Source organism: Actinoplanes sp. CA-131856 (assembly GCF_050956135.1).
Classification (GTDB): Bacteria; Actinomycetota; Actinomycetes; order Mycobacteriales; family Micromonosporaceae; genus Actinoplanes.
The window spans coordinates 317360-335419 of sequence record NZ_CP191849.1 but is presented as its reverse complement, the minus strand read 5'-3'; the positions used below and the strand labels follow the sequence as shown (position 1 = coordinate 335419).

The window sequence follows — 18060 nt, the reverse complement described above, 5'->3', positions numbered from 1 at the left end:
CCGCTCAGTTGGTCACATGGCGGTGCAGGTACTCCCGGATGAGAGCCTTTGCTTCGGTCAGCACGGACTCGTCACCGTTCTGGTCGCGCCGGAACGCCAGCTTGATCAGCGCGTCCGCCGCCTCGACCGAGATCTGCAGCGCGAACCGCAGCCGCGCCCGGTCCATCAGCTGGAACTGGTCGACCAGCAGCTCGGCCAGGCGGTCGGCGATCACCGCGTTGTTGTCGCGCTCGACGTCGAGCAGGTGCACGTCGACCACGTCGCCGAAGTGCAGGGTGCGGAAGCCGGGCACGCTGCGGTGCATGTCGATGTAGGCGTCGATGGCCGCGTCGACGCCGTCCCACCAGTGGGCGAAGGTCTCGCTGCCGAAGCGGTCGGACAGACTCTGCAGGTAGGCGTCCATGTTGCGCATGGCCAGCGCCTGGACGATGGCCCGCTTGTCGGGGAAGAACTGGTAGACCGAGCCGATGGCGACCTCGGCCCGCTCGGCGAGCAGCGTCGTGGTCAGGCCCTCATAGCCGACCTCGTCGACGAGCTCGGCGCAGGCGTCGAGCATGCGTTGGACCCGGGCAACGCTTCTGCCCTGCACCGGAACCCGGCGCAGCGGCCCGGTGGTGACGGTTGGTGTCGACACGCGTCGCCACTCCCTCTCAGCAGTGATAATCGGAACGTTACTCGGATCAACGAGCGAGAGGCATCGACGGGACGCGCGGGACACGCCGCTTTCCCGGTTTTGTGCGACTGTGCGCTCGTACGGAGGACAAAGCCATAATGACGACCCCCCTGAACGCCCGTCGCTGGATCAACTGGGGCGGCAACCAGCAGGCCATCGCCGCCGACGTCCTGACCCCTGGCACTGTCGACGAGGTGGCCGCCCACGTCAAGGACGCGTCGGGAAACGGACGCAAGGTAAAAGCGGTCGGCAGCGGTCATTCATTTACCGCCATCGCTGTCGCAAATGATCAGCGAATGGTGCTTCACCGCCTGAACGAATTGATCTCGGTGCAGGGGGACCTCGTCACGGTGCAGGCGGGCATGCCGCTGGCCAAGCTCAACGCGCTTCTCGCCGAGCACGGCCTGGCGATGCCGAACCTCGGCGACATCGACGCGCAGACGGTAGCCGGCGCGATCTCCACCGGCACCCACGGCACCGGCGCCTCGCACTGCACGCTGGCGTCCTGCGTGGAAGGCGTCAAAATCGTCAACGGGTCGGGCGAGGTCCTCACCATCGGCGCCGGCGACGAGCTGTTCCAGGCGGCGCGGATCGGGCTGGGCGCGCTCGGCATCCTCGTCGAGGTGACGCTGCGCTGCGTTCCCGCGTTCACGCTGCTGGCCGACGAACGGCCGATGGCGCTGGCCGACGTGCTGGCCGGGCTCGACGAATGGATCCCGAGCAACGACCACGTCGAGTTCTACTGGTACCCGTACACCGACCGGGCCCAGCTCAAGCGCAACAATCGCGTGCCCGCGCACGACCAGCCGCTGTCCTCGTTCCGGGGCTGGCTGGACGACGAGTTCCTGTCGAACACGGTGTGGGAGGGCGTCTGCCGCCTCGGCAAGGCCGTCCCGGCGATCGTGCCGACGGTGCAGTCGGTCGCGGCCCGCGCGCTGACCGCCCGCACCTACACGGAGCGCTCCGACAAGGTCTTCTGCACGCCGCGGCGGGTTCGATTCACCGAGATGGAGTACGAGGTCCCGCGCGAGGCGCTCCCCGAAGTGCTGGACGCGCTGCCCCGGATCATCGAAGGGCTGCCGTTCAAGGTGCAGTTCCCGGTCGAGGTGCGCTTCACCGGCCCGGACGACGTGTGGCTCTCCCACGGCTACGGCCGCGAGTCCGCCTACATCGCGGTCCACCAGTACAGCGGCGTCACCTACGAGCCGTACTTCCGCGCGATGGAGGCCGTCTGCCAGCCGCTGGGCGGGCGTCCGCACTGGGGAAAGCTGCATTACCGCACGGCCGAGGACCTCCGCCCGGTCTACCCGAAGTTCGACGACTTCGTGGCCGTGCGGGACCGGCTCGACCCGGCCCGGGTCTTCGCGAACGATTACCTGGACCGGGTGCTCGGAGCCTGAATCATTCCGCCGAGGCGGCGGCCTTCTTGGGGTCCGCCTTCTTCGGCGCCGCCTTCTTGGCCGCGGTGGCCTTCTTGGCCGGCGCCGCCTTCTTCGCGGGCGCCTTCTTGGCGGCGGGCTCGGCCGTCTTGGCCGCGGCCTTCTTGGTCGCCTTCTTCTTCGGGGCCGGGCCCTTGGCGCGCTTCTCGGCGAGCATCTCGGACGCCTGCTCGACGGTCAGCTCCTCGGGCGTCTGCCCCCGGCGCAGCGACGCGTTGTATTCGCCGTCGGTGACGTACGGACCGAAGCGCCCCTCCTTGATCACCATGGGCTTCTCGGTGACCGGGTCGGGGCCCATCTCGCGCAGCGGCGGCTTGGCCTCGCGGCGCTGCCGGGTCTTGGGCTGCGCGAGCAGGGCCAGCGCCTCGTCGAGGGTGACCGTGAAGAGCCTGTCCTCGTTCTCCAGCGACCGGTAGTCGGTGTCGCGCTTCACGTACGGCCCGTAGCGGCCGTTCGCCGCCGAGATCTCCTTGCCCTCGGCGTCGGCACCGAGCACCCGCGGCAGGGTCAGCAGCTTGAGCGCCTGCTCGAGGGTGAGCTCGTCCGGCACGTGCGTCTTGAACAGTGAGGACTTACGCTCGCCGCTCTGGACGTACGGACCAAAACGCCCGGATTTCAGTTGTACGGCCTCACCGGTGACCGGATCGTCGCCCAGGGACCGCTCGCCGCCGCCACCCAGGTAGAGCTCGTCCACCTTCTCCGGCGTCAGCTCGTCGGGCGCGATGCCCTCGGGCAGCGAGGCGCGGTCGCCCTGCGCCTCCTCGTCGGCGTCGGGCAGGCGGCGCTCCAGGTAGGGCCCGTAGCGACCGACCCGGACCACCACGTGGCGGCCCTGCTCGTCGGTGAAGAGCGGGATCGAGTTGACCGAGCGGGCGTCGATGGCGCTCAGGTTCTCGGTGACCATCTTCTTGAGGCCGCCGGCCTTGGCGATCGAGTCGTCGGCGCCCGGGGTCTGGCTGCCGAAGTAGAAGGAGGTCAAGAAGTCGAGCGCGGCGTGGTCGCCACCGGCGATGTCGTCGAGCTGGCTCTCCATCGAGGCCGTGAAGTTGTAGTCGACCAGGCGCGGATAGTGGCCCTCGAGCAGGCCGATCACCGCGAACGCGAGGAAGGTCGGGATCATCGCCTGGCCGCGCTTCTCGACGTACCCCCGGTCCTGGATCGTCCGCATGATCGACTCGTACGTCGACGGGCGGCCGATGCCGAGCTCCTCCAGCGCCTTGACCAGCGACGCCTCGGTGTAGCGGGCGGGCGGCGAGGTGTGGTGGCCGACCGCGGCCAGCTCCTCGGCGGTCAGCGGCTGGTCCTTGACCAGTGTCGGCAGGCGGCGCTCGGCGTCCTCGGCCTCGGCGTTCTCGTCGTCCGAGGACTCCACGTACGCCCGGAGGAAGCCGGGGTCGGTGATCGTCTTGCCGGAGGCGGCGAAGTCGACCTCCTCGTTCGCGGTCGAGATGGCGCGGATCCGCACACTGACCGAGTTACCGACGGCGTCGGTCATCTGGGACGCGATCGTGCGGCGCCAGATCAGCTCGTAGAGCTTGAACTCGTCGGTGGAGAGCTCGTTGGCGACCTCGCCCGGCGTCCGGAAGTTGTCGCCGGCGGGGCGGATGGCCTCGTGCGCCTCCTGCGCGTTCTTCACCTTGCCGGTGTAGCGGCGCGGCTGCGGCGGCACGTTCGACGGCCCGTACAGCTCGGCGATCTGGCGGCGGGCCGCGGTGAGCGCGGTCTCCGACAGGTTGACCGAGTCGGTACGCATATAAGTGATGTAACCGTTCTCGTACAGCTTCTGCGCCGTGCGCATCGTCTGCGAGGCGGAGAACCGCAGCTTGCGGGCGGCCTCCTGCTGGAGCGTGGAGGTGATGAACGGCGCATAGGGCCGGCGGCGGTACGGCTTCTCCTCCACCCGGGTGACGGTGAAGGGCCGGTCGTCGAGGCGGGCGGCGAGCCCGCGGGCGCCGCTCTCGTCGAGGTGGACCACGCCGGCGCCGGGCTTGACCTGGCCGGTGGTCGGCTCGAAGTCCTTACCCGTGGCGATCCGGTCGCCGTCGAGCGCGATCAGCGTGGCGTTGAAGCTGCGAGGACCCTCGATCTGGCCTTGAACGGCCAGGGTGGCCAGGATGTCCCAGTATTCGGCGCTGCGGAACGCCATGCGCTGGCGCTCCCGCTCGACCACGATGCGGGTCGCCACCGATTGGACACGCCCGGCCGACAGGCCGGGCATGACCTTCTTCCAGAGGACGGGGCTGACCTCGTAGCCGTAGAGGCGGTCGAGGATGCGGCGGGCCTCCTGCGCGTCGACCAGGTCGCGGTCGATCTCGCGCGGGTTGGCCACGGCGGCCTGGATGGCCGGCTTGGTGATCTCGTGGAAGACCATCCGCTTGACCGGGACCCGCGGCTTGATCGTCTCGACCAGGTGCCAGGCGATGGCCTCGCCCTCGCGGTCCTCATCGGTGGCGAGGAAGATCTCGTCCACTTCCTTGGCCAGCTTCTGCAGCTTGGCGATCTGGGCCTTGCGGTCCTGGGAGACGACGTAGAGCGCGTGGAAGCCGTTGTCGACGTCGACTCCGAGGCGGGCCCACGACTCGCCCTTGTACTTGGCGGGCACGTCGGCTGCCTTGCGGGGCAGGTCACGGACATGGCCGAACGAGGCCTCGACAAAATAGTCGGGGCCTAGATAACCGGCGATCGTCTTGGCCTTCGACGGAGACTCGACGATGACCAGACGGGTCGTCCTGGCGTCACTCGGCACGGCACTCCCATACTTCGCACTCAGCGTTCCGCCATCCGGACTTCGGCGGAGCACAGACTTTCAACGTAACGCGCCGGACGAGCACTCATTCCCTCCGCACCCCGAAGTCGGATGGTAACGGTCCGGCCACCGCACGCGTCCGACGGCGACACCGTACACCGGGAACATGCCGTCGTGTCGGACACAATCCAGGAAGATCACGCACCCGCGCCCCGAGGCCAGAGCTCTTCCGGCGCCGCCGGGGGCCGCTCTCCGACCAGCTCGGCGAGGCGGGCGACACGCCTCTTCCCCTTGATCACATATTGCCGCCCGTCGTCCGAGAGCCGGCCCGACAGACCGGCCCGGACCAGCGCCGCGTCGATCTCCGCCGCGTCCTTCTCCGGGTCCAGACCCAGCGCATATCCCCCCGGCACGGGCTCACCGGCGGCGGCCACCCAGAGGCGCAGGCGAGGGCCGCTGAGAAAAAGCTCGGCGGCCGCCTCGGGCCAGGCCTGAGCAAGACCGTTCAACCTTCGGGAGTACGCCGTGAGCACCTCGAAACGGGGCCTCGCCTCGGGTGGCTCGTCCACTTCCGTGATCTGCGCCTCGGTCGGCTGATCATCGCCCGATTCCTGCGCCGTCGTCCCTGGCTCGCCGGATTTGTCGGTTTCGCTGGTCTCCACGGGTCGCCAGTTGACCACCAGCCCCCGGCTGACCAACTCGGCGACCAGCACGTGAACCCGCCAGGCGGCGTCCACGGCCACCGACACCCGGGCCGTGCCGCCCATGCGGCCCAGCCGGCCCGGACCGGCCAGCAGCCCGGCCAGGTCGCCCGGCGACGGCTCGGTGGTCTCGGCCCCGAAGATCGGAAGCTGCCTCGCCGCCTCGGACGTCTGCTCCGGCGGGCGCGGCGCCGGCCGGCGCTTGGCAGCCGGGACCGGCGCGGGCAGAACCTCGCGCGGGATCAGCGGCCACCCCGTCTCGGTCATCTCACCGGCACTCGGGCACTTCGTCGAAGGCGGCCTGCAGCTCCTGCGAGTTCAGCTTGCTCGTGTCGAGGCCGCTCGCCTCGTAGTCGGTCTGCAGCTGGGAGACGACCTGGGTCACCTGCTGATAGAAGGTCTCGGCGGGCGCGGTCGGCAGGCCCTCGATGCCGCCCTTGGCCTTGGCGTAGGCGTCGCGCATGGCGGAGAGCGAGCCGAGGAAACCGTCGGCGATCTTCTCACCATCGTCCACGTCGGGCACTCCCGCTTTCTGCACCCCGGCGCGGGCACGCTCGCTCGCGTCCTCGGCGCCGGCGAAGAGCCGCGACAGGTTCTCTTTCGCCTGGTTGGGCGTGGTGGCGGTCTCCATCTGCTGCTGGGTGCGGGTGGCCAGCGAGCCGATCTCACTGCGCCACGGCTCGAGCGTGGTGCAGACGGAGGTCGCCCAGGCTCGCGCGCTGTGCGCGCCGGAGCATGCGGCGAGAGGGGTCACGAGCGCGAGCAGAGCCAGCAGTGCGAGGGGTCGGGCCGAGCGCATGGAGAGCAGCGTACGGGGCACCCAGCTCACGGTGGATGCCCCGTACGCCTTTGTTATGCCGTGACCTTGGCCGTCGGCGTGGTGTCGCCGGCCGCCGGGGTCGGGGTGTCGTCACCCATCGAGATGGGCTTGCGCTTGCTCCAGACGACCGCGCCGACCACGATGGCCGCCGCGACGATCGCGATGGCGATACGCAGCGGGTTGTTCTGGTCGCTGCCGATGCTCCAGGCCACGACGGCCGGGGCGATCAGCAGCGAGACCAGGTTCATCACCTTGAGCAGCGGGTTGATGGCCGGGCCGGCGGTGTCCTTGAACGGGTCGCCGACGGTGTCGCCGATGACCGTCGCCTCGTGCGCCTCGGAGCCCTTGCCACCGAAGTTGCCGTCCTCGACCAGCTTCTTGGCGTTGTCCCAGGCGCCACCGGAGTTGGCCAGGAAGACCGCCATCAGCGTGCCGGCGCCGATCGCACCGGCCAGATAGGCCGCGAGCGCGCCGGCGCCGAGGCCGAAGCCGACGGCGATCGGCGCCATGATGGCCAGCACGCCGGGGGCGAGCAGCTCGCGCTGCGCGTCCCGGGTGCAGATGTCGACGACCCGGCCGTACTCGGGCCGCTGGGTGCGGTCCATGATGCCCGGGAACTCGCGGAACTGGCGGCGGACCTCCATCACGACCGCACCCGCGGAGCGGGAGACGGCGTTGATGGCCAGGCCGGAGAAGAGGAACACGACGGCCGCGCCGATCAGCAGGCCGACGATGCTGCGCGGGTTGGCGATGTTCAGCAGGCCGAGGATCTCGTTGCCGACCTGGTCCGGGCGGATGCCCGCGTCGGCCAGCGAGGTGGCCAGGCTGTTGGTGTACGAGCCGAACAGCGCCGTGGCGGCGAGCACGGCCGTGGCGATCGCGATGCCCTTGGTGATCGCCTTGGTGGTGTTGCCGACCGCGTCGAGCTCGGTGAGGATCTGCGCGCCCTTCTCGTCGACGTCGCCGGACATCTCGGCGATGCCCTGCGCGTTGTCGGAGATCGGGCCGAAGGTGTCCATCGCGACGATGACGCCGACCGTGGTGAGCAGGCCGATGCCGGCCAGCGCCACGGCGAACAGCGACAGGGTCAGCGACGTGCCGCCGAGCAGGAAGGCGCCGTAGACGCCGGCGCCGATCAGCAGCGCCGAGTACACGGCGGACTCCAGGCCGACGCTGATGCCGGCGAGCACGACGGTGGCCGCGCCCGTCTGCGACGACTTGCCGATGTCCTGCACCGGTCGCTTGTTGGTCTCGGTGAAGTAGCCGGTCAGCGCCTGGATGGCGGCGGCCAGCACGATGCCGATCACGACCGCCCCGATCGCCACCCAGCGCGGGTCGCGGCCGCTGGCGGCGACGCCCGCCTCGATGCCGTCGTCGTTGAAGCCCGCGAAGGTGCTGGGCAGGTAGATGAAGGTGACCACGGCGACGGCGATGGCGGAGATCACCGCGGAGATGTAGAACGCGCGGTTGATGGCCGTCAGGCCGTTGCGGTCGCTCGGGCGCAGCCGGGTGATGAAGACACCGATGATCGCGATCACCACGCCGATCGTCGAGACGATCAGCGGGAAGATCAGGCCGTCCTGGCCGAAGGCGGCCTGGCCCAGGATCAGGGCCGCGACCAGCGTCACCGCGTACGACTCGAACAGGTCGGCCGCCATGCCGGCACAGTCACCGACGTTGTCGCCCACGTTGTCCGCGATGGTCGCGGCGTTGCGCGGGTCGTCCTCGGGGATGCCCTGCTCGACCTTGCCGACCAGGTCGGCGCCGACGTCGGCGGCCTTGGTGAAGATGCCACCGCCGACCCGCATGAACATGGCGAGCAGCGCGGCGCCGAAGCCGAAGCCCTCGAGCACGGTCGGGGCGTCACCGCGGAAGATGAGAACGACCAGGGCACCACCGAACAGGCCGAGGCCCACGGTGAGGAAGCCGACCACACCACCGGTGCGGAACGCGATGCCCATCGCGGTCTCGCGGCCTCCGTTCTCACCGGCGGCCGCGGCCACCCGCAGGTTGGCCCGGGTGGCCAGCGCCATGCCGGCGCCACCGATGAACGAGCTGAAGACGGCGCCGACGATGAAGAACAGCGAACGGCCGATCTTGACCCAGACCTCGTTGTCGGTGTCGTGCACCGGCAGGAGGAAGAGCAGAACGACCGCGATCACCACGAAGATGGCGAGGGTCTTGAACTGACGGAACAGGTACGCCGACGCGCCTTCCTGCACGGCCCCGGCGATCTCCTGCATGTTCTTGGTTCCCCGGCCAGCTTTGAGCACCGACTGGACGAACATGGCGGCGAAGCCGAGCGCGATGAGCGCGAATACCAGCGCCACGATGACAAACGTGACGTTGGAACCACTTAACGAGGTCCCGGACATCAATGTCCTCCTGTACACCGACCGCGCCCGGTTCAGCGGACGAGACCGTCCGGGCGCATCCCCGTTCTAAGGGGAACGACAACCGGGTCCCGCGGGCGCGGGACCAGGAGCAGTAGTTGATAACTCGCGTACTGTATCGGCCGACGTGGTGATGGTCACACCCGGATCCGGCCGTGTCGTGGTGATGTTTCCCGCTGTGTTAGCGGGCGAGAAATAGGGTATAGAAGCTGGTTTATCCCTGCGGCTTTGTCGTTATCCCTGCGGCTTTGTCCGAAATGCCCTATCGGCGCTGCACGGGCCACACCATGCGGACCTCGGTGCCCGTCCCGTCGGCGACCGGGCTGACCTTCAGGTCGTCGACGAAACCGGCCAGCAGCGCGAACCCGACGCCGGTGGTGAGATCCTCGTCGGTCAGCGTCTCGGCCGCCAGCTCGTCCGGCGGCAACTTGGTCAGGCCGATGCTGGCCTCGATCGGGGCATGGTCGATGACCCGCACCGTGTAGGCGTCCGAATCAGACATCTCGACCGTCACCAGGTCGGGCAGGCCGTACTGGTTGTGCAGGGCGACGGCCCGCGTGCAGGCCTCACCGATGGCCAGCCGGACCTCGTCCAGCAGTTCCTCGGCGACGCCGGCACGGCGGGCCACGGCGACGCCGACCAGCCGGGCCGTACGGACGTGCACCGGCGCGGGCGAGAAGGACAGCCGAACAGTCGCCATCACGAAGTCGGACCGCTGCCGTCGCCGTCCTGGGTCGCCGCCTCGATCGTGGGATAGATCGGGAACACCTGGTCGAGCGCCGTGATCCGGAAGATCTTCAGCAGCGCTTCCTTGGAACAGACCAGGCCGAACTTTCCGTTCGCCACGCGCAGGCGCTTCATCGCGCCGACCAGCACACCCAGGCCGGTCGAGTCGAGGAACTCGACACCGCCGAGGTCGACGATGACGTTGCGCGCGCCGGAATCGACCAGCTCGACGAGGCGCTCCCGCAGCCTCGGAGCCGTGTAGACGTCGACCTCGCCGCCGACCTCGAGCACCGTGTGCTCGTCGACGGTCCGGGTCGCAAGGGACAGCTCCATCGCTCCTCCTCCCTGCGGGGCACGCTGATCCGGCAGCCGATCTCCCCAGCGAATCTAACCACCGCCCGGATTCAGGCGTCGCATGGCACCCACCGTCGTACCCGTTTGAGGTTCGCGGCATTCCGGTGTCACAGTGCTGTGCGTGACGTCGACTGCCTTCGGCCCCGCCGACCTGCTGCACCTGCTGAAGGCCCGCAACTCGTCGGCTTCCTCGTCATCCGTCACGCACATCGAGAAGTTGCCCGCGCGCGTGGGACGCACGGCGCCGTGGCCCGGCTGGGCCGCGGCCGATCTAGTCTCGGCCCTGACCGCACATGGCATCAAGTCGCCGTGGGAACACCAGGCCTCGGCGGCGACGCTGGCCCACTCCGGAACGCACGTGGTGATCGCGACCGGGACCGGCTCGGGAAAGTCGCTCGCCTATCAACTGCCGGCCCTCACCCGGCTGCTGGACGATGGGCGGGCGACGGCGCTCTACGTCTCGCCGACCAAGGCCCTGGCCGCGGATCAGCTGCGGGCGGTCGCGAAGCTGGGCCTGTCCGGGGTCCGCCCGGCCACATACGACGGTGATACTTCGCGCGAGGAACGGGAGTGGATCCGTCAGCACTCCCGGTTGATACTCACAAATCCGGATATGTTGCATCATGCGATGCTTCCTGGCCATGCGCGCTGGGCGTCGTTCCTGCGCCGCTTGACGTACGTCGTGATCGACGAGTGCCACGCCTACCGCGGCGTCTTCGGCTCCCACGTCTCGCACGTGATCCGGCGCGTGCGCCGCACAGCGGCCCGGTACGGCGGCAGTCCCACCTTCGTACTGGCCTCAGCAACCTCGGGCGATCCGGCCGACGCGGCCGCCCGCCTGACCGGCCTGCCGGTGACCGCCGTGACCGAGGACGCCTCACCGCGCGGCGCCATGACCTTCGCCCTGTGGGAGCCCCCGCTCCAGCCCGCGCCGGTCGATCTGAACGGCATCCCCACCCAGCCCGGCTCTTCCCCCACTACTCCGTCCCGCAGCGGCGGCAGCGTTTCCCGCTTCGGGAGCGCCTTCGGCATTGGAAGCGCTTCCGGCGACGCGAGCGCTTCCGGCGACGGGGCCATTCCGGCGGCCGAGTTGGACGAAATGGAGCTGCCACAGGTCCGCCGGTCCGCGCTCCGGGAGACCGCCGACCTGCTCACCGACGCCGTCACGGCCGGCACCCGAACGCTGGCCTTCATCCGTTCCCGGCGCGGCGCCGAGGTCGTCGCGACCATCACCCGGCGGCAGCTCGACGAGGCCGTGCCCGGTCTGGGCGACCGGGTGGCCGCCTATCGCGCCGGATATCTGCGCGAGGACCGCCGCCAGATCGAGCGCGCGCTGCTCTCCGGCGAGCTGCTGGCGCTGGCCTCGACCAACGCGCTGGAGCTGGGCGTCGACCTGGTCGGCCTGGACGCCGTGCTGATCTGCGGCTACCCCGGCACGCGCGCGTCGCTCTGGCAGCAGGCGGGCCGCGCCGGCCGCGCGGGCGGCGAGGCGCTGGCCGTGCTGATCGCCCGCGACGACCCGCTGGACACCTACCTGGTGCACCACCCGGAGGCCCTGTTCGGCCGCCCGGTCGAGGCCACAGTGCTCGACCCCACCAACCCGTACGTCCTGGGCCCGCAACTCTGCTGCGCCGCCTCGGAGGCCCCGCTGACCGAGGCCGACCTGGCCCTGTTCGGCGGCGAGCCGGCCCGCGCCGCGGTGGAGGGCTTGACCGCCTCGGGCGCGCTGCGCCGCCGCCCGTCCGGCTGGTACTGGACACATCCCGGCCGCCCCGACGTGGACCTGCGCGGCGCCGGCGGCGCTCCGGTCTCGGTGGTGGAGGCCTCCACCGGCCGGCTGCTGGGCACGGTCGACCAGAGTTCGTCGCACATGATGCTGCACACCGGCGCCGTCTATCTGCACCAGGGCGTCAGCTTCGTGGTCGACGACCTGGACCTGGACGACGCGATCGCCCTGGTCCACCAGGAGGAGCCGGACTGGTCGACGCACGCCCGCGACGTGACGGACGTGGCGGTGCTCGGCGTCCGCTCCCGGGTGGACGCCGGCCCGATCAGCCTCTTCCTGGGCGACGTCGAGGTCACCAGCCAGGTGGTCTCCTACCAGCGGCGCCGAGTCAGCTCGGGCGAGGTGATCGACACCAAGCCGCTCGACCTCCCGGTCCGCGACCTGCGAACGGTAGCCGTCTGGTTCACGATCACCCCGGACGCCCTGACGGCGGCCGGCGTGGAGCCACCGGACGTACCCGGCGCCCTGCACGCCGCCGAGCACGCCGCAATCGGCCTGCTCCCTTTGATCGCCACTTGCGATCGCTGGGACATCGGCGGCCTGTCCACCGCGAACCACGCCGACACGGAAGCACCCACCGTCTTCGTCTACGACGGCCACCCTGGCGGCGCCGGCTTCGCCGAACGCGCCTACGCAACCGCCACGGATTGGCTGAGCGCCACCCGCGAGGCCATCGCCGCCTGCGCGTGCGAGACCGGCTGCCCGTCCTGCGTCCAGTCCCCCAAGTGCGGAAACGGCAACAACCCACTCCACAAGCCCGCCGCCGTCCAGGTCCTCGACGCCGTCCTCACCGCCCTGACCGCACCCACCCCGACCAAGCAAGCCCAAACCGCACCCGCGCCGACCGAACTCACCCGGACCGCAAGCGCTCCGACCGAGCAGGCCCAAACCGCACCCGCCCAGGCCGAGCTCGCCTGAGGGCCGACAAGAGCGGCCCCATCATCACGCCAGGCGCGATCAGGGCGGCAACGCCTGGATCGGACCCGCCCGGGCCGCGGCAGTGGCCTGCCACGCCAGACCGGACGCCGGTGCCACCGCGACCGTCACCCGGACCACGATCTCCAGCCCACTGACCACGCAGGACGTCATCCGACCGCCGTTGGCCGCCACGAACCGGCCGGCCCGCGCGCAGGCCACCCCCTCCCCATAGATCGCCTCAGCCGCACCGGCCAGCGCACCGAGATCAGCCGCCGTCCGCGCCTGCTGCCTTCCCACCCAGACCGACCCCACGGCCGCCCCGGCCAGCCCGACCACGACGAGAGACAGCCCCAGGGCCAGCACCAGAATCGACGCCGCCCCGCGATCACGGCCCCTCATCCAGCCCTCACGATCGCGGCTCTCCTACGGCCCTCCCGATCACGGCTCTCATCCAGGCCCGCGATCGCGGCTCGCCTCCAGCCCTCACGATCAGGGCTCTTATCCCGGCCCACGATCGCGGCTCTCATCCGGGCCCCGACCCGGCCGACGGCTCGCGCGCGGCCACGGCTGAGCCCTCGACCGTGATCACCGTCGGCCCGCGACCCAGCAGACGGATCGGCACGCTCACCCGAGCCGTGACCACGTCGCCCTCGCCGCCGATCTGGACGACCGCCCCCGGCGGGCCGTCCGAGGCATCCGGCCGGGGTTCGCCGCGCGCGGTGGCCAGCGCCGCGTCCCTGGCCACGGCCACGCACTGGGCCTGAGCCGTCACCGCTTTGACGGCCGTCAAGCCGGCCGCGAGCAGCAGCATGAGCGCCGGCAGCCCGGCCGCCAGTTCGGCCGTGAACGCCCCACGGTCGCGGCCAGACGCCCGGCTGCGGTCGCGGCCACACCATAGGCCTAGGGAGCGGCCGGACCACATGCCGAGGTCGCGGCCGGGCTGCCGGCGCCGTCTCACTTCAGGGCCCGATCGATGACCGCGCCCAGCGCCGCCTGCACGTTGCCGCTGGTGACGACCTTCAGCAGGATTCCGGCGAACGCTACGGCGGCCAGCGTGCCGACGGCGTACTCGGCGGTGCTCATCCCTGCGTCGGCGGCCTCGCCGCGCAGCCGGGCGACGTTCGCGATCAGTTTGCGCACGTGGTTCTCCTTCGGTTGTGTTCCTCACCGGTCGCTGGCAGAGCGACCGGCCATCGATCACCGCGCCGGCCACCACACATGGCCGTCACAGCACGTCCTCCAGGACGGAGGTCATCACCGGGACGAGGCCGGCCAGGAAGAACGCCGGCAGGAAGCACACGCCCAGCGGCAGCACGATCAGGACCGCCGCCCGCTGGGCCCTCGCCTCCACCGCCGCCGCCAGTCCGGCGCGCAGGTCGCCGGACAGCCGGGCCAGCGCCCCCGCGAGCGCTCCCCCACTCGCGCTGGAACGGACCGCCGCTGCCACCAACCGGTGAGCCCCGGTTATGTCGTTCAGGTGGGCCCAGGCCTCGTCCGGCGCCGCGCCCAGTTGCAGCGACCGCGCCGTCCGTCTCAGGCGGACGCCCAACGGGCCGTCGAGGGCGTCGGCCACCGCGGCCACTGCCTGGTCGACCGGGGCGCCCGCCCGCAGCGCCGCCGCCAGCAGGTCGGCGCCGAGCGGCAGGTCGGCCGCCGCGGCGAGGCGTTCCCGCCGGACTTCGGCCGGCTCGCGCCGCCGGAGAAGTCGCTCGGCCCCCACTCCGGCGACGGCTCCGGCCAGCAGTCCCCACCAGGTGCCGACGAAGCCGGCTACCGCGACCGCGATGCCCACGGACAACGCCACCCGACCCCACACCGGCGACAGACGGGCCCGTCCCCAGCCGGAGCCCACCGAAGAAGGCAGCTGACCAGACAAGCCCGCCAGCGACGAGTGCGTCCGGCCAGACAAAGCCACCGACGAAACCATCCGCCCGGCCAAGTCCGCTGGCGACGCCATAGGCCCGGACAAGCCCGCTGGCGACGCTGTAGGCCCGGACAAGCCCGCTGGCGACGCCGCAGGCCCGGACAGGCCCACCGATGACGGCGTTCGCTTGGCCCGCCGCCGGGGAAAACCGAGCGGCACCACCAACACCGCGAGGGCGGCCGCGATCAACAACGGCGTCACGACGCCACCGCCGGTGTAAGCAGGTCGGCGTCGTCGAGGTCGAGGGTCGGCCGCGTCTCGCACAGCTCGGCCACCGCGTCGGGCGCCTCGCGTCCGACCAGGGCGGCCACGCAGCACATCCGCGAGGGCATTCGCACTGGTCCGGCCGCGCGCAGGAACGCCGCCAGCTCACAGACCGCCGTCATGGCCCGACCAGCCTTTCCGCCCAGACGAAACCGGCGCACTGGAGAAGCACGGCCGCGATCGCGCAGGCCCCGCCCAGCGGTGTCCGGAGCAGGACGTAGAGCGGATCGGCGCCGATCAACAGACCCAGGGCGATGCCACCGACCGGAAGTGCCGCGAGCAGCACTGCCGTCGCCCGCGCCCCGGCCGCCTGCGCGGCCGCCGAGGCCGCCGCCCGGTCGGCCGCTCGCGCGTCGGCCTCGATCTGCTCCACCAGGTCGGCGGCCGGCGCTCCGGTCCGCTCGGCCAGCCGCCACACCGACGCCGTGAGCCGCGACAGCCGTTCCGCCCCAGCGCCGACGCCGGCGCCGGGGTCGGCGCCGGGGTCGGCGCCGGAGCCGGGGTCGGCGCCGGAGCCGGGGTCGGCGCCGGAGCCGGGGTCGGCGCCGGAGCCGGAGCCCGGGCCGACAACCGAGTCCGAGGGCGGCAAGGCCAGGCCAGGACGCGCCAAGGCCAGGTCACGAGGTGCCAAGGCCGGGTTGAGAGGTGCCAAGGGCAGGTCCCGAGGTGCCAAGGCCGGGTTGAGTGGCGCCGGGTCCGGCGGCGGCAAACCGGCGCGCAGGTCGGCGGCCAGGGCGGCCAGCAGGTCCAGGGCGGCGGCCCGCGTCGCGGCCGCCCGGCGGTGGGCCGCGCGGCGGATCAGGGCGCGGCCGGCCAGTCCGGCGTAGACCGCGGCGACGACCGCTGCCACCGGGCCGCCCGCGATCAGGGCGACCGCCATCGTGCCGCCCACCGCGCATGCCAGCGCCTGTCGTGGCCTGGCCGCCACGGCCGCCAGCAGCCGCTGCCGCTGGACGGTGACCGCGAAGGTGGGCAGCCGCGGCTCCCCTCGCCAGACGACCGCCAGCGCGGCCGCCGCCACCAGGCATGGTCCCCACCAGTTCACGACGGCCCCTGCGGAGGTGAGAGCACCGCCGGGATCCGGACACTACGCGCCGCCAGCATGCGGGCCAGGGCGGCCGCGCCCGGACCCGAGCCGCGCAGCCGGCGCCAGGCGGGAACCACGGTGGCCAGCCTCTGGTCGCCGGAGGGCAGCAGGACGCTCACCGACTCGAGCACCCGGCCCTGCTCACCCCGGCGGACCTGGAGGACCACCTGGAGCGCGGCCACCACCTGCGCGTGCAGGGCCGCGCGGGGCAGTCCGCCGAGCAGGCCGAGCGCCTCCAGGCGGGCCGGCACGTCGGCCGGCGCGTTCGCGTGCAGCGTGCCCGCGCCGCCCTCGTGGCCCGTGTTGAGGGCGCCCAGCAGGTCGACGATCTCGGCGCCTCGGCATTCGCCGATCACCAGGCGGTCGGGGCGCATGCGCAGCGCCTGGCGGACCAGGTCGGTGAGGCCGATCGCGCCGACACCCTCCACGTTGGACGTGCGGGCCTGCAACGCCACCACGTGCGGATGCACCGGGCGCAGCTCGGCCGCGTCCTCGACCAGGACGATCCGCTCGGTCGGCGGCACCAGGCCGAGCAAGGTGGCCAGCAGCGTCGTCTTGCCGCTGCCGGTGCCGCCCGTGACCAGGTAGGCCAGGCGGGCCGCCACGATCGCCGCCAGCACCGGGGCGACCGTCGGCGGGACCGTGCCGTGCTCGACCAGCTCGTCGAGGGTGAACGGCCGCTGCCGGAACGTCCGCAGCGACAGGTAGGGCCCGTCGGTGGCCACCGGCGGCAGCACCGCGTGCAGCCGGGTGCCGTCGGGCAGGCGCGCGTCCGCGTAGGGCCGGCCGTCGTCGAGCCGGCGCCCGCAGGCCGCCGCCAGCCGTTGCGCGAGCCGGCGCACCTCGTCGTGATCGCCCATCGCGACCGGGACCCGGCACAGGCCGTCGCCGCGGTCGACCCAGACCTCGAGCCCGTTGACCAGGATGTCGGTCACCGCCGGGTCGTCGAGCAGCGGCGCCAGCGGGCCCGCGCCGACGAGCTGGTCGCGCACCCGGCCGGCGAGCCGCAGCACCGCCGTGTCGCCCAGCACCGCCGCGGCCGGTTCTCGCCGCACCGCCTGCACCACCGCGGCCGGGGTGGCCTCGACTCCCTCCACCGCGAACCGGTGACGCACCCGCCCGGCCACCGCGGGCGCGGAGCCGTAGGCCGTCACGCCGCCTCCAGAAGCTCGCCGACCAGTCGGCGACAGAGGCCGGACAGCTCGCCGCGCTTGTTCTCCCCGGGCGCCACACCACGCTCCAGGGCCTGGCACATGGCCGGATCGGGCCGCAGCGTCCCGGCCAGCGGCAGCCCCAGGGACGAGGCCACGTCACGCGGTTTGAGCCGCCCCGGGGCCGGGCCGCGGACCACCACCGACAGCTCGTCGCGGTGGGTCAGCACCATCCGGGCCACCCGTGTCGCCGCCGCCACCGCCCGCAGCTCGGCCGGGACGATCAGCAGCGCCCGGTCGGCCGTCTCGAGCGCGAGCACCCCGGCGTCGTCGAGCCGGCGGGGCAGGTCGGCCACGATCACGTCGCGGGCCCGGCGCGCGGCGTCGATGGTCGCCGCCATCGCCGGCGCGGGCACGACCGGCGAGTCGTGCCGGGCGAACGACAGCAGCACCAGGTCGCCCCGGTGCGGCAGCGCGCCGATCAGCGCCGGCGGATCGACCCGGCCCTCGGCCTCGGTGAGCGACGACCAGCGCAGGCCGTCGACGTGTTCCCAGCCGAGCAGCAGGTCGAGCCCGCCGCCGAGCGGATCGCCGTCGATCAGCAGCGTGCGGTGACCGGCACCGGCGGCGGTGACGGCGAGACCGCTCGACAGGATGCTCGCGCCGGCGCCGCCGCGCCCGCCGATCACGGCCAGGACCCGGCCCACGGGCTGCTCGCGCTGCTCGGCGAAGCGGTCGACCACCCAGCCCTCGGCGGTCGGCAGCTCGATGATGTGCTCGGCGCCGCACTGCCGGGCAAGCTCATCGAGCTCCGGCGGCGGCTCGCCCCGATAGACGGCGGCGATCCGTGAGCGGCGGGGCAATCGGGCGCGGCCGCACGCGCGGAGCTGGTCGGCCCCGAGCACGACCAGCGGGGCGCGGCCATAACGCGAACGGGCGGCCACCGGGTCGGGCGCCACGTCGACCTGGGTGCCTCCGGCGGCGGCGAGCCGGAGCAGGTCGTCGAGCAGGTCGGGGTCGGCGGTGACGACGAGAGGCAGGCGAGGTGCGGACATGGCGCCCACCGTCGCGAAGCCCG

Annotated in this window: 17 protein-coding genes; 2 read left to right on the top strand and 15 right to left on the bottom strand. The window is 71.9% G+C overall.

Annotated elements, in window-relative coordinates:
• Positions 1-4: 4 nt before the first annotated feature.
• Positions 5-634: a TetR/AcrR family transcriptional regulator gene (locus ACQP2X_RS01555; protein WP_498693856.1), complete on the bottom strand. Its 630-nt coding sequence runs from the start codon at positions 632-634 to the stop codon at positions 5-7.
• A 137-nt stretch (positions 635-771) separates the two neighbouring features.
• Between ACQP2X_RS01555 and ACQP2X_RS01550 the strand changes: the two genes are divergently transcribed.
• Positions 772-2073, top strand: coding sequence for a D-arabinono-1,4-lactone oxidase (locus ACQP2X_RS01550; protein ID WP_498693855.1), 1302 nt, complete (start codon positions 772-774; stop codon positions 2071-2073).
• Between the two features lies 1 nt (position 2074).
• Here ACQP2X_RS01550 and topA read toward each other — a convergent pair whose 3' ends face one another.
• The 6 genes from topA to ACQP2X_RS01520 form a co-directional block, all read right to left on the bottom strand.
• Positions 2075-4858 carry a type I DNA topoisomerase gene (gene topA, locus ACQP2X_RS01545; protein WP_498693854.1) on the bottom strand — a complete coding sequence of 928 codons (2784 nt, stop codon included), beginning with the start codon at positions 4856-4858 and terminating at the stop codon, positions 2075-2077.
• A 197-nt stretch (positions 4859-5055) separates the two neighbouring features.
• Positions 5056-5826, bottom strand: a complete 771-nt coding sequence (locus ACQP2X_RS01540) for a hypothetical protein (RefSeq protein ID WP_498693851.1) — start codon at positions 5824-5826, stop codon at positions 5056-5058.
• Between the two features lies 1 nt (position 5827).
• Entirely contained in the window at positions 5828-6358 is a 531-nt protein-coding gene (locus ACQP2X_RS01535; RefSeq protein ID WP_498693848.1) for a hypothetical protein, read from the bottom strand.
• A 53-nt stretch (positions 6359-6411) separates the two neighbouring features.
• Positions 6412-8754 carry a sodium-translocating pyrophosphatase gene (locus tag ACQP2X_RS01530; RefSeq protein ID WP_498693847.1) on the bottom strand — a complete coding sequence of 781 codons (2343 nt, stop codon included), beginning with the start codon at positions 8752-8754 and terminating at the stop codon, positions 6412-6414.
• A 280-nt stretch (positions 8755-9034) separates the two neighbouring features.
• Positions 9035-9475 (bottom strand): ATP-binding protein, encoded by a 441-nt coding sequence (locus ACQP2X_RS01525; protein ID WP_360260424.1) that lies wholly within the window; start codon positions 9473-9475, stop codon positions 9035-9037.
• On the bottom strand, positions 9472-9831 hold the full coding sequence (locus ACQP2X_RS01520) for an STAS domain-containing protein (RefSeq protein WP_360260427.1): 360 nt from the start codon (positions 9829-9831) through the stop codon (positions 9472-9474). Before ACQP2X_RS01520 ends, ACQP2X_RS01525 begins: the two co-directional genes overlap by 4 nt.
• A 142-nt stretch (positions 9832-9973) precedes the next feature.
• On the opposite strand from ACQP2X_RS01520, the gene ACQP2X_RS01515 reads away from it, so the two are divergent.
• Positions 9974-12556, top strand: coding sequence for a DEAD/DEAH box helicase (locus tag ACQP2X_RS01515; protein WP_498693846.1), 2583 nt, complete (start codon positions 9974-9976; stop codon positions 12554-12556).
• Positions 12557-12595: 39 nt separating this feature from the next.
• On the opposite strand, the gene ACQP2X_RS01510 is transcribed toward ACQP2X_RS01515, so the two are convergent.
• The 8 genes from ACQP2X_RS01510 to ssd all read right to left on the bottom strand — a co-directional run bounded on the left by ACQP2X_RS01510 (position 12596) and on the right by ssd (position 18037).
• The gene (locus tag ACQP2X_RS01510; protein WP_498693844.1) at positions 12596-12955 is read right to left on the bottom strand and encodes an Rv3654c family TadE-like protein; all 360 of its coding nucleotides are present in this window, start codon (positions 12953-12955) and stop codon (positions 12596-12598) included.
• A 124-nt stretch (positions 12956-13079) separates the two neighbouring features.
• Positions 13080-13514, bottom strand: coding sequence for a TadE family type IV pilus minor pilin (locus tag ACQP2X_RS01505; RefSeq protein ID WP_498693843.1), 435 nt, complete (start codon positions 13512-13514; stop codon positions 13080-13082).
• Positions 13511-13639 carry a DUF4244 domain-containing protein gene (locus tag ACQP2X_RS01500; RefSeq protein WP_379036790.1) on the bottom strand — a complete coding sequence of 43 codons (129 nt, stop codon included), beginning with the start codon at positions 13637-13639 and terminating at the stop codon, positions 13511-13513. The genes ACQP2X_RS01505 and ACQP2X_RS01500 overlap by 4 nt, the downstream gene beginning before the upstream one ends.
• Before the next feature lie 142 nt (positions 13640-13781).
• Entirely contained in the window at positions 13782-14483 is a 702-nt protein-coding gene (locus ACQP2X_RS01495) for a type II secretion system F family protein (RefSeq protein ID WP_498693842.1), read from the bottom strand.
• Between the two features lie 194 nt (positions 14484-14677).
• Positions 14678-14866: a hypothetical protein gene (locus ACQP2X_RS01490; RefSeq protein ID WP_498693841.1), complete on the bottom strand. Its 189-nt coding sequence runs from the start codon at positions 14864-14866 to the stop codon at positions 14678-14680.
• A complete protein-coding gene (locus ACQP2X_RS01485; protein WP_498693840.1) occupies positions 14863-15789 on the bottom strand; it encodes a hypothetical protein in 927 nt (308 codons plus the stop codon). Before ACQP2X_RS01485 ends, ACQP2X_RS01490 begins: the two co-directional genes overlap by 4 nt.
• Complete coding sequence (locus ACQP2X_RS01480) at positions 15786-16985, bottom strand: TadA family conjugal transfer-associated ATPase (protein WP_498693839.1); 1200 nt, start codon at positions 16983-16985, stop codon at positions 15786-15788. The genes ACQP2X_RS01485 and ACQP2X_RS01480 overlap by 4 nt, the downstream gene beginning before the upstream one ends.
• The gene (gene ssd / locus ACQP2X_RS01475; protein WP_498693837.1) at positions 16982-18037 is read right to left on the bottom strand and encodes a septum site-determining protein Ssd; all 1056 of its coding nucleotides are present in this window, start codon (positions 18035-18037) and stop codon (positions 16982-16984) included. The genes ACQP2X_RS01480 and ssd overlap by 4 nt, the downstream gene beginning before the upstream one ends.
• Between the last annotated feature and the right edge of the window lie 23 nt (positions 18038-18060).

What these genes read in the sequence shown, in the direction of transcription:
- ACQP2X_RS01550 (WP_498693855.1), top strand. Translation starts at nt 772, where the DNA reads ATGACGACCCCCCTGAACGCCCGTCGCTGGATCAACTGGGGCGGCAAC.
- ACQP2X_RS01540 (WP_498693851.1), bottom strand. Translation starts at nt 5,826, where the DNA reads ATGACCGAGACGGGGTGGCCGCTGATCCCGCGCGAGGTTCTGCCCGCG.
- ACQP2X_RS01535 (WP_498693848.1), bottom strand. Translation starts at nt 6,358, where the DNA reads ATGCGCTCGGCCCGACCCCTCGCACTGCTGGCTCTGCTCGCGCTCGTG.
- ACQP2X_RS01530 (WP_498693847.1), bottom strand. Translation starts at nt 8,754, where the DNA reads ATGTCCGGGACCTCGTTAAGTGGTTCCAACGTCACGTTTGTCATCGTG.
- ACQP2X_RS01520 (WP_360260427.1), bottom strand. Translation starts at nt 9,831, where the DNA reads ATGGAGCTGTCCCTTGCGACCCGGACCGTCGACGAGCACACGGTGCTC.
- ACQP2X_RS01510 (WP_498693844.1), bottom strand. Translation starts at nt 12,955, where the DNA reads ATGAGGGGCCGTGATCGCGGGGCGGCGTCGATTCTGGTGCTGGCCCTG.
- ACQP2X_RS01500 (WP_379036790.1), bottom strand. Translation starts at nt 13,639, where the DNA reads ATGAGCACCGCCGAGTACGCCGTCGGCACGCTGGCCGCCGTAGCGTTC.
- ACQP2X_RS01495 (WP_498693842.1), bottom strand. Translation starts at nt 14,483, where the DNA reads ATGGTTTCGTCGGTGGCTTTGTCTGGCCGGACGCACTCGTCGCTGGCG.
- ACQP2X_RS01490 (WP_498693841.1), bottom strand. Translation starts at nt 14,866, where the DNA reads ATGACGGCGGTCTGTGAGCTGGCGGCGTTCCTGCGCGCGGCCGGACCA.
- ssd (WP_498693837.1), bottom strand. Translation starts at nt 18,037, where the DNA reads ATGTCCGCACCTCGCCTGCCTCTCGTCGTCACCGCCGACCCCGACCTG.